Source organism: Amycolatopsis sp. NPDC048633 (assembly GCF_040650695.1).
In the GTDB taxonomy this organism is placed as follows: domain Bacteria; phylum Actinomycetota; class Actinomycetes; order Mycobacteriales; family Pseudonocardiaceae; genus Amycolatopsis.
This window is the reverse complement of record NZ_JBEZHS010000078.1, coordinates 1-8,049: the sequence shown is the minus strand read 5'-3', so window position 1 is coordinate 8,049 and position 8,049 is coordinate 1. Positions and strand designations below refer to the sequence as shown.

The following is an 8,049-nucleotide window of genomic DNA, read 5'->3' as shown; positions in this document are numbered from 1 at the left end:
ACTCGCGTGACTGAGCACGTGACTCGCGTGATCAGGGCCGGAACTCGCGAGTTCCGGCCCTGATCACGCGAGTCACGTGCTCAGTCACGCGAGTCGCGTCCCTGATCACGGGTGGCTTCGCGCCTTTCCCGGGCTCGGCGGGCCTCGCGGCGGCGACGGCGGCGGGCCGGGGCGTCCAGGTACCAGGCGAAGTGCAGGAGCCCCGGCTGGTTGCCCGGCACCCACAGCGACATCGGGTCGCCGTCGCCGATGCGCAGGACCAGCTCGGCGGACTGGTCGGTCCACCGGCCGGTCGTGCCGCCCAGCGCGACCTTGGCTTCGGCGATCTCGGCGAGCCCCGCGCGCCAGCGTCGCTCGAGCCCGCCGGACGACCAGGCCAGCAGCTCGAGCGACCGGGTCCGGGGCTCGTGCACCAGGAACTCGAGGCCGCCCGCCGTCGTCCGGGCCCAGCGGCCCCGGCCGTGCACGGCGTAGACGTGCTCCGGGTGGCGTCCGGCCGCGCGAAGCCGGCGGCGCACCCGCCGGAGCCGCACCAGCGCCGCCACCCCGCGCGCGCGGGCCGTGAGGTGGATCGTCACCGTCACGAGCGCGACCGCGGCCACGACGCCCAGCAACCAGGCGCCGTCGCCCAACGCGGAGATGGCCCAGGCCAGGACCGCCGCGCCCAGGCCGAGGGCGAGCGCCACCGCGCACGGCACAGTCGGTCCTCCCCGCAAGTCGTGATGGAACGGTTCTACCGTCAGTCGCCGGGGAGGGGTCCCGAAACCGTCGCGCGGGCTTATCATCGGTGCATGACCGGCGCCGGCGGCGTCCTCGCGAACCTGATCCTGTTCGCCGTGGTCTGCCTCGCTCCCACGGTGGTGTTCTGGTGCGCCCTGCGGTTCCCCGCGCTGCTGCGGTGGGTGCGGGAGAAGCGCGCGAAGCCCGAGCCGCAAGGCCCACCGATCGAGCGCGTCGCCGCGGACCTCCGACGGGTGCACCGGCTGCTCGCCGGCTACCCGTCCGGCACGCCGGCCGCCCGGCGGTTCGGCACGCGCCAGGCGTACGACGAGCTCCTCACCCAGGCCTGCCGCCAGGTCGGCGTCGCGCACCGGCTCGCCGAGCTGCCCGAGGGCATGGACCGCGAGATCGAACGCCTGCGCGTCGAAGAGTCGTTGCGGGAGCGTGGCCTGGCCGTGCCCTGAGTCCGGCTGTCCTTTGTGGACGCTGCACTGAGAGCCGGGCCTGAACGCGGAAGAACCCCGCCACCGAGGTGACGGGGTTCTTCCGTGGTACCGAACGAAACTCAGTCCAGGTAGTCGCGCAGAACCTGCGACCGCGACGGGTGACGCAGCTTCGACATCGTCTTCGACTCGATCTGCCGGATGCGCTCACGGGTCACCCCGTACACCTGGCCGATCTCGTCGAGCGTGCGCGGCTGGCCGTCCGTGAGGCCGAAGCGCAGCCGGACCACGCCCGCCTCGCGCTCGGACAGCGTCTGCAGCACCGACTGGAGCTGGTCCTGCAGCAGCGTGAACGACACCGCGTCGACCGCGACGACCGCTTCGGAGTCCTCGATGAAGTCACCGAGCTGCGAGTCGCCCTCGTCGCCGATCGTCTGGTCGAGCGAGATCGGCTCACGCGCGTACTGCTGGATCTCCAGGACCTTCTCCGGGGAGATGTCCATTTCCTTGGCGAGCTCTTCCGGGGTCGGCTCGCGGCCGAGGTCCTGGAGCAGTTCACGCTGTATGCGGCCGAGCTTGTTGATGACCTCGACCATGTGCACCGGGATGCGGATGGTGCGGGCCTGGTCGGCCATCGCGCGGGTGATCGCCTGGCGGATCCACCACGTGGCGTACGTCGAGAACTTGTAGCCCTTGGTGTAGTCGAACTTCTCCACCGCGCGGATCAGGCCGAGGTTGCCCTCCTGGATCAGGTCCAGGAACGCCATGCCGCGGCCGGTGTAGCGCTTGGCCAGCGACACCACGAGCCGGAGGTTCGCCTCCAGCAGGTGGTTCTTGGCGCGCTCGCCGTCGCGCACGATCCACTTGAGATCGCGGCGCATCTGCGTGACGAGCTTCTCGCCCTCCTCCTCGGCGGTGCGCACCCGCTCGGCGGCGTAGAGCCCGGCCTCGATCCGCTTGGCCAGCTCCACCTCCTCCTCCGCGTTCAGCAGCGCGACCTTGCCGATCTGCTTGAGGTAGGCACGCACGGAGTCGGCCGACGCGGTGAGCTCGGCGTCCTTGCGCGCCTGGCGCAGGGCTTCCGACTCCTCCTCGTCCCAGACGAAGTCCGGGTTGTCGGAGCTCTTGGCGGCGGCGGCCTTGTCGGCGGCGGCGCCACGACGGCGCTGCGCCGGGGTCTCCTCGTCCGACTCGTCGTCGTCGTCATCGTCGTCGTCGGCCGCGGCCGGCTCCTCGGTGACCGTTTCGTCGACGACGTCGACCTCGACCTCTTCCAGGTCCGACAGGTCGGGCGTGTCGAGTTCGGCTTCGTCGATCTCGCCGGGACCGTCCGGGTCGCCGTCTTCGGTCTTCGCGCCCTTGGTCGCGGGCTTCTTCGCCGGAGCCTTCTTGGCCGGAGCCTTCTTGGCTGTGGTGGTCTTGCGGGCCGCCGGCTTCGCCGTCCCGGTGGCTGCCTCTTCGGCCGGCTCGCCGGCTGCGGTCGCGGTCTTCGTCCCGCCTCGGGTTGCGGTTCTTGCGGCTGCCACTTACGCCCTTTCGCAGCGGTCGATCATGACGAGCAACGGCACGGGGGCCACTGCTGCCTCACATTCGGGGAACACACCTCGGCCTGCGGTTTTAGCCTCCGCAGCCGTGGGCCGTGTTCCATTGTAACGACGGTACGCGCATGCGTCGCGAAGCGATCACCCTCCGGCCCGCTCCGGCGCCCTGATCGGCTCCGGATCCGGCGCCGGATCTAGTGCTGGATGCCCTCGCTCGCGGCCGCCGCGGCACCCACGATCCCGGCGTTGTTCTGCAGCGACGCCACCAGGACCGGAGTGCGGATGTCCAGCAGTGGCACCCATTTCTCGGCCTTCTTGCTGACCCCGCCGCCGACGATGAACAGGTCGGGCCAGATCAGGTTTTCGAGCACGGTCAGATAACGGTGCACGCGCTTGGACCATTCGGGGTACGAGAGGCCCTCGTTGTCCTTGACCGAGGCGGCCGCGCGCTTCTCCGCGTCGTGGCCGTCGATCTCCAGGTGGCCGAACTCGGTGTTCGGGACGAGCTTGCCGTCCTGGAACACCGCGCTGCCGATGCCGGTGCCGAAGGTGAGCAGCGCGGTGACGCCCTTGCGCGCGACGGGGTCGCCGAAGCGGATCTCCGCCATGCCCGCCGCGTCGGCGTCGTTGAGCATCGCGACCTGGTCGACGCCGCGGCCGAGGCGCTTGGCGAAGAGGGCGTCGGCGTCGGTGCCGATCCACTGCTTGTCGATGTTGGCCGCGGTGTGCGCGACGCCCTTCTTGACGACCGCCGGGAGCGTCACGCCGACCGGGCCGTCCCAGCCCGCCTGCGTCACGATGTCGTGCACGACGTCGGCCACCGCCGACGGGGTCGACGGCTTCGGCGTCTCGATCCGGATCCGGTCGCCGATCAGCTCTCCCTTGTCCAGGTCGACCAAGGCCCCCTTGATCCCGCTGCCGCCGATGTCGATGCCGAAACCTCGGCGGGTCGCCTCCACCACGGACGTGGTCCCTTCTCGCACGATTCAGAAGCCTGCTTCGGAGACTTTAACCGGATGTGGTGACATGTCGGACGTGGGAGTTGACGAGTCGTTGCTGAAAAGCGTCGCGGTGCAGGTCGCGACGGACGCCGCCGAGCTGGTCCGCGAAGCCTGGGAGGGGATGGCGCGGGGGCGGTCGGTGGCCGTGGACACGAAGTCCGCGGACACCGACGTGGTGACCGCGGTGGACCACGAGTCCGAGCGGCTGGTGCGGGCGCGGCTGGCCGAGCTGCGGCCCGGCGACCCGGTGCTGGGCGAGGAGGGCGGCGGGGCGGCCGGCGACGGCGTGACGTGGGTGGTCGACCCGATCGACGGGACGGTCAACTTCCTCTACGGGCTGCCGTGGTTCGCGGTGTCGGTGGCGGCGCAGGTCGGCGGCGAGTCGGTGGCCGGCGCGGTGGTGGAGCCGGCGAGCGGCCGCGTCTGGTCGGCCGCGCGCGGGCAGGGCGCGTTCCTGGACGGCCGCCGGCTGGCGGTGTCGGCGCCCGCACGGCTGGAGCTGACGCTGGTCGGGACCGGTTTCGCGTACTCGGCGGAGCGCCGGACGCGGCAGTCGCGCTTCGCGGCGGAGCTGCTGGGCCGGGTCCGGGACATCCGGCGCAACGGGGCGGCGTCGCTCGACCTGTGCGCGGTGGCCGCGGGCTGGCTCGACGCCTACGTGGAGCACGGGCTGCACCGCTGGGACTGGGCGGCGGGAGCGCTGATCGCGGCGGAGGCGGGCGCTGAGGTGCACCTGCCGGGGTCGGCACCGGAGCTGGGCGCGGACGCGACGTACGCGGCGGCGCCGTCGATCGCCGACCCGCTGCGGAAGGTCCTGGTGGACTGCGGCGCGGCGGAGGTCTGACGGCCCGGCTCAAGCGCCCCAAGGCGGCCTTGGTTGCGTTGAACGCACCGAAGGCCACATTGGGTGCGTTCAAGGCACCGAAGGCCACATTGGGGCGCTGGGGCTCAGCAGCCGGCGTCGTGGGCCGAGGCCAGCAGGGTCTGGTCGATGACCGGGGCCTTCGCGCCGGCCGACTGCTCGTTCGACCCGCCGCCCTGGTGGGTCTTGGACCAGTCGGCGAGCTGGGTGAGGATCTGGCGGGCCTCCGCACGGGGCCGCAGGTCCCCGAAGAGGGTGCCCGTGACCAGGTCGACGCTCGCGTCCTTGCGGTTGTCCTGGACCAGCTCGGCGCACGGCACCACGAGGCTCAGCGTCCGGGCCGCGGTGACGCCGTTCTCGCCGAAGCGGATCTGGCCGCGGCACTTGGCTTCGCGGCCCTCGTAGGCGGGGTCGTTGGCCGGTTCACCGGTGCCGGTGAAGCCCAGCTCCTTCAGCGACGTGGTGGTGATGCCGCCCTGGCCGCGGGTGCTGGAGGCGTTGAGCACCTTCACGGCGACCTTGTCCGGCGGCACCGGCGCGCGGTCGTCGAGAGCGTTGTGGGGGAGGGTGCTGAACGTGACACCCGGCGGCGGGCTCGCGGCCGGGTCGCAGCGGACGGCCTCGTCGACGTCGCCCTTGCCGACGGCCGCGTTGATCCAGACGACGATGGCACCCAGCGCGAGCACGCCGATGACGATCAGCGCGGGCAGCGGCTTGTGCTTGCGATACGGCCGCGCCCCACGGTCCCCGATGCCGTTCCCCGACGCCACCTGCCCGTCCCTTCCCGAACACCGAAACCGACCGGTGCGAACCCGGCACCGTCGTGGCCGATCAGCCTAGGCGCTGCGGCCGGGGACCACCGTCCCGGGTCACCCCGCTGGTTTCCTCATCCCCGGCCCCTGGTCGCGGACCCCGCCGGCGACCGATCCCTGTGCGGCGATCGCACCACGGCGGGGCCGGGCGGGGCAAGCGGACACGGGCCGCCGGTGAAGTTCTCCACCCGGGGGCAACCCGAATGGACGACAACGCGTCTTACCTGCGGGTTCCCCCTGTCGGGTGACGATTCCCGGGCAATGTCTGACTCGTTGCAGAACCGTCGCGGGCGTGAGCTACCCTTCCCGGGCTCCGGCCGCAGGACGAGGCCCAAAACGAGAGAGACCTCGGTCACTCCGGCCGTCGGGCACAAACAGCGGCCCTGGAACGTTGACCAGCGGCACGGCGGACTCACGGGCGCACCCGGGGGTCCGGGAAAACGACTACACAAGCTGATCGCAGGGGTGAGGGACACATGGCTACCGACTACGACGCTCCGCGCCGCAGCGAAGCCGACGAGCTGGCCGAAGACTCGTTGGAGGAGCTCAAGGCCCGGCGGAACGAGAACCAGTCCGGCGTCGTCGACGTCGACGAGGACGCGACCGCCGAGAACTTCGAGCTGCCGGGTGCCGACCTCTCCGGGCTTTCCGGTGAGGACATGACCGTGAAGGTGGTGCCGAAGCAGGCGGACGAATTCACCTGCTCCGTGTGCTTCCTGGTGCACCACCGCAGCCGGCTGGCCGAGGAGAGCGGCGGACGCCTGATCTGCCGCGACTGCGCCTGACCGCGCGGGATCTCGGACAGGGTTCAGGGGACGAACAGACGCGACGGAGAGCCCCGAGGGCAAGACGGGGCGGGGCTCGAAGCGCGCTGGGGACAAGGGGGCCGGCCGGCAGGCCGGCCCCCTTCCACATGTCCGGGTTCAGGCGCCCTTGACCAGCTCGGCGACGCGCTCGGGGTGGCGGGTGCTGAACAGCCAGTACGGCGTCGGGTCGGCGGGGTCGGTGAGCCGGATCCGCACGACCGGGCCGACCCAGCCGCGGTGCAGCACGTAGGCGGCGGGGTCGCCGTCGCGGCCCAGCGCCTTGCGCTTGGTCTCCTTGTCGAAGATCTCGACCTCGCCCGCGTACCGCAGCGGCAGGTGCGCGTCGCCCACCCACAGCTCCGGCTCGTCACCGCCGGTGACGCGGACCTTCGACCGGCCCAGCGACAGCATCAGCCCCACGACGACCGGCAGCGCGATCACGTACGGCAGCCACGCCCGGACGCCCGGGTAGCCCATGTCGACCTCGGCCGCGAGCAGGATCGCACCCAGCACCGGCAGCGGCCAGCCCCACCACGGCACGTAGAGCCGCTCGGAGTGCCGGACCGCGGCACTCGCGGCCGTCTTCGCAGATTCACCCACGGGTAGAGAGTAATCTCGCCGCCCGTGTCCAGCGTTCAGGTACTCCTCTCCCGGCTCGACCCGGATGTCCCGCTGCCCGCCTACGCCCGGCCGGGCGACGCGGGCGCCGATCTCGTCACCACCTCGGATATCGTCCTCGAGCCCGGGGAACGCGGGGTGGTCGGCACCGGCGTCGCGATCGCCCTTCCCCCGGGTTACGCGGGGTTCGTCCACCCGCGGTCGGGCCTGGCCGCCCGGGTCGGCCTCTCGGTGGTGAACACGCCGGGCACGATCGACGCGGGGTACCGCGGGGAGATCAAGGTCTGCCTGATCAACCACGACCCGGTGCACCCGGTGAAGCTCACGCGCGGCGACCGCATCGCCCAGCTGGTCGTGCAGCGGGTCGAACACGCCGAGTTCGTCGAGGTCGCCGAGCTCGACGCCACCGAACGGGGCGCCGGCGGCTACGGCTCCACGGGCGGACACGCCACACTGGGAGCAGACGCGCTCGCCGCGAGCGCCGGGGCTGGGGAAGGAACGGAGAAGTAGTGGGGATTTTCGGACGCAAGCGGCGGACCGAGGGCGGGTCCGACGGAAGGCACGGCGCGCCCGAGGCCGACGACACGATCGAGGACGACGCGTACGACGAGGACGACGAGCTGTCGGACGTCTCCGACGGCCCGTTCGACGTCGCGGACTTCGAGGACGACGGCGTCCCGCGGATCGACCTCGGCTCGGTGAAGGTGCCGGTGCCGGACGGTTCCCAGGTGCAGGTCGAGATGGACCCGGAGACCGGCGGCGTGCGTGCCGTGCACGTCGTCACCGAGCAGGGCCAGATCACGGTCAGCGCCTACGCCGCGCCGCGCACGGGCGGGCTCTGGCGGGAGGTCAGCACCGAGCTGGCCGAGCAGCTGCGGGCCGACGGCGCCAAGGTCAACATCGGCCGCGGCGTGTGGGGCCTGGAGATCTCGGCGATCGTCGGCGACGTCTCGCTGCGCTTCGTCGGCATCGACCGGCCGCGCTGGATGCTGCGCGGCGTCATCGCCGGGCCGCAGTCGGAGGCCGCGGCGGCGGTGGAGGTGCTGCGGGGGATCGTCCGCCGGACGATCGTCGACCGCGGGGACGCACCGATGCCGGTCCGCACCCCGCTGACCATCACGCTGCCGGAAGCCGTCGCGGAGCACATCGCGGCGCAGCAGGAGCAGGGCTGACGCTCGACCCAAAGCCGTGAAGGCCTCCTTACCGGCTCTTATGGCCGGTAAGGAGGCCTTCACGGGCCGGAACT

The 8,049-nt window shown here is 71.8% G+C and carries 10 protein-coding genes; 5 read left to right on the top strand and 5 right to left on the bottom strand.

The genetic code is table 11. The annotated features are described in order from the left end of the window. Positions 1-80: 80 nt before the first annotated feature. A complete protein-coding gene (locus AB0C38_RS49155) occupies positions 81-698 on the bottom strand; it encodes a hypothetical protein (RefSeq protein ID WP_360688558.1) in 618 nt (205 codons plus the stop codon). Positions 699-791: 93 nt separating this feature from the next. On the opposite strand from AB0C38_RS49155, the gene AB0C38_RS49150 reads away from it, so the two are divergent. After that, a complete protein-coding gene (locus tag AB0C38_RS49150) occupies positions 792-1,184 on the top strand; it encodes a hypothetical protein (RefSeq protein WP_360688555.1) in 393 nt (130 codons plus the stop codon). Positions 1,185-1,285: 101 nt separating this feature from the next. Here the strand turns inward: AB0C38_RS49150 and AB0C38_RS49145 are convergent, their stop codons facing one another. Together AB0C38_RS49145 and ppgK are read right to left on the bottom strand one after the other, a co-directional pair. Beyond that, a complete protein-coding gene (locus AB0C38_RS49145; RefSeq protein ID WP_360688552.1) occupies positions 1,286-2,689 on the bottom strand; it encodes an RNA polymerase sigma factor in 1,404 nt (467 codons plus the stop codon). 209 nt (positions 2,690-2,898) lie between these two features. Then, positions 2,899-3,663, bottom strand: a complete 765-nt coding sequence (gene ppgK, locus AB0C38_RS49140; RefSeq protein ID WP_360688561.1) for a polyphosphate--glucose phosphotransferase — start codon at positions 3,661-3,663, stop codon at positions 2,899-2,901. Positions 3,664-3,730: 67 nt separating this feature from the next. Between ppgK and AB0C38_RS49135 the strand changes: the two genes are divergently transcribed. Next, positions 3,731-4,549, top strand: a complete 819-nt coding sequence (locus AB0C38_RS49135; RefSeq protein WP_360688549.1) for an inositol monophosphatase family protein — start codon at positions 3,731-3,733, stop codon at positions 4,547-4,549. A gap of 104 nt (positions 4,550-4,653) precedes the next feature. Here AB0C38_RS49135 and cei read toward each other — a convergent pair whose 3' ends face one another. Next, positions 4,654-5,337, bottom strand: a complete 684-nt coding sequence (cei, locus tag AB0C38_RS49130) for an envelope integrity protein Cei (RefSeq protein WP_360688546.1) — start codon at positions 5,335-5,337, stop codon at positions 4,654-4,656. Between the two features lie 518 nt (positions 5,338-5,855). Between cei and AB0C38_RS49125 the strand changes: the two genes are divergently transcribed. Beyond that, positions 5,856-6,164 carry a DUF4193 domain-containing protein gene (locus tag AB0C38_RS49125; RefSeq protein WP_086676737.1) on the top strand — a complete coding sequence of 103 codons (309 nt, stop codon included), beginning with the start codon at positions 5,856-5,858 and terminating at the stop codon, positions 6,162-6,164. Between the two features lie 138 nt (positions 6,165-6,302). On the opposite strand, the gene AB0C38_RS49120 is transcribed toward AB0C38_RS49125, so the two are convergent. After that, positions 6,303-6,785, bottom strand: a complete 483-nt coding sequence (locus AB0C38_RS49120) for a DUF3093 domain-containing protein (RefSeq protein ID WP_360688543.1) — start codon at positions 6,783-6,785, stop codon at positions 6,303-6,305. Between the two features lie 24 nt (positions 6,786-6,809). Between AB0C38_RS49120 and dut the strand changes: the two genes are divergently transcribed. Both dut and AB0C38_RS49110 read left to right on the top strand, forming a co-directional pair. Continuing rightward, positions 6,810-7,313 carry a dUTP diphosphatase gene (gene dut / locus AB0C38_RS49115; RefSeq protein WP_360688540.1) on the top strand — a complete coding sequence of 168 codons (504 nt, stop codon included), beginning with the start codon at positions 6,810-6,812 and terminating at the stop codon, positions 7,311-7,313. After that, positions 7,313-7,975, top strand: coding sequence for a DUF3710 domain-containing protein (locus AB0C38_RS49110; protein ID WP_360688537.1), 663 nt, complete (start codon positions 7,313-7,315; stop codon positions 7,973-7,975). The genes dut and AB0C38_RS49110 overlap by 1 nt, the downstream gene beginning before the upstream one ends. Positions 7,976-8,049: the final 74 nt, after the last annotated feature.

Excerpts from the sequence above, each read along its gene's own strand:
- AB0C38_RS49125 (WP_086676737.1), top strand. The coding sequence starts at position 5,856 with ATGGCTACCGACTACGACGCTCCGCGCCGCAGCGAAGCCGACGAGCTG.
- AB0C38_RS49150 (WP_360688555.1), top strand. The coding sequence starts at position 792 with ATGACCGGCGCCGGCGGCGTCCTCGCGAACCTGATCCTGTTCGCCGTG.
- AB0C38_RS49135 (WP_360688549.1), top strand. The coding sequence starts at position 3,731 with ATGTCGGACGTGGGAGTTGACGAGTCGTTGCTGAAAAGCGTCGCGGTG.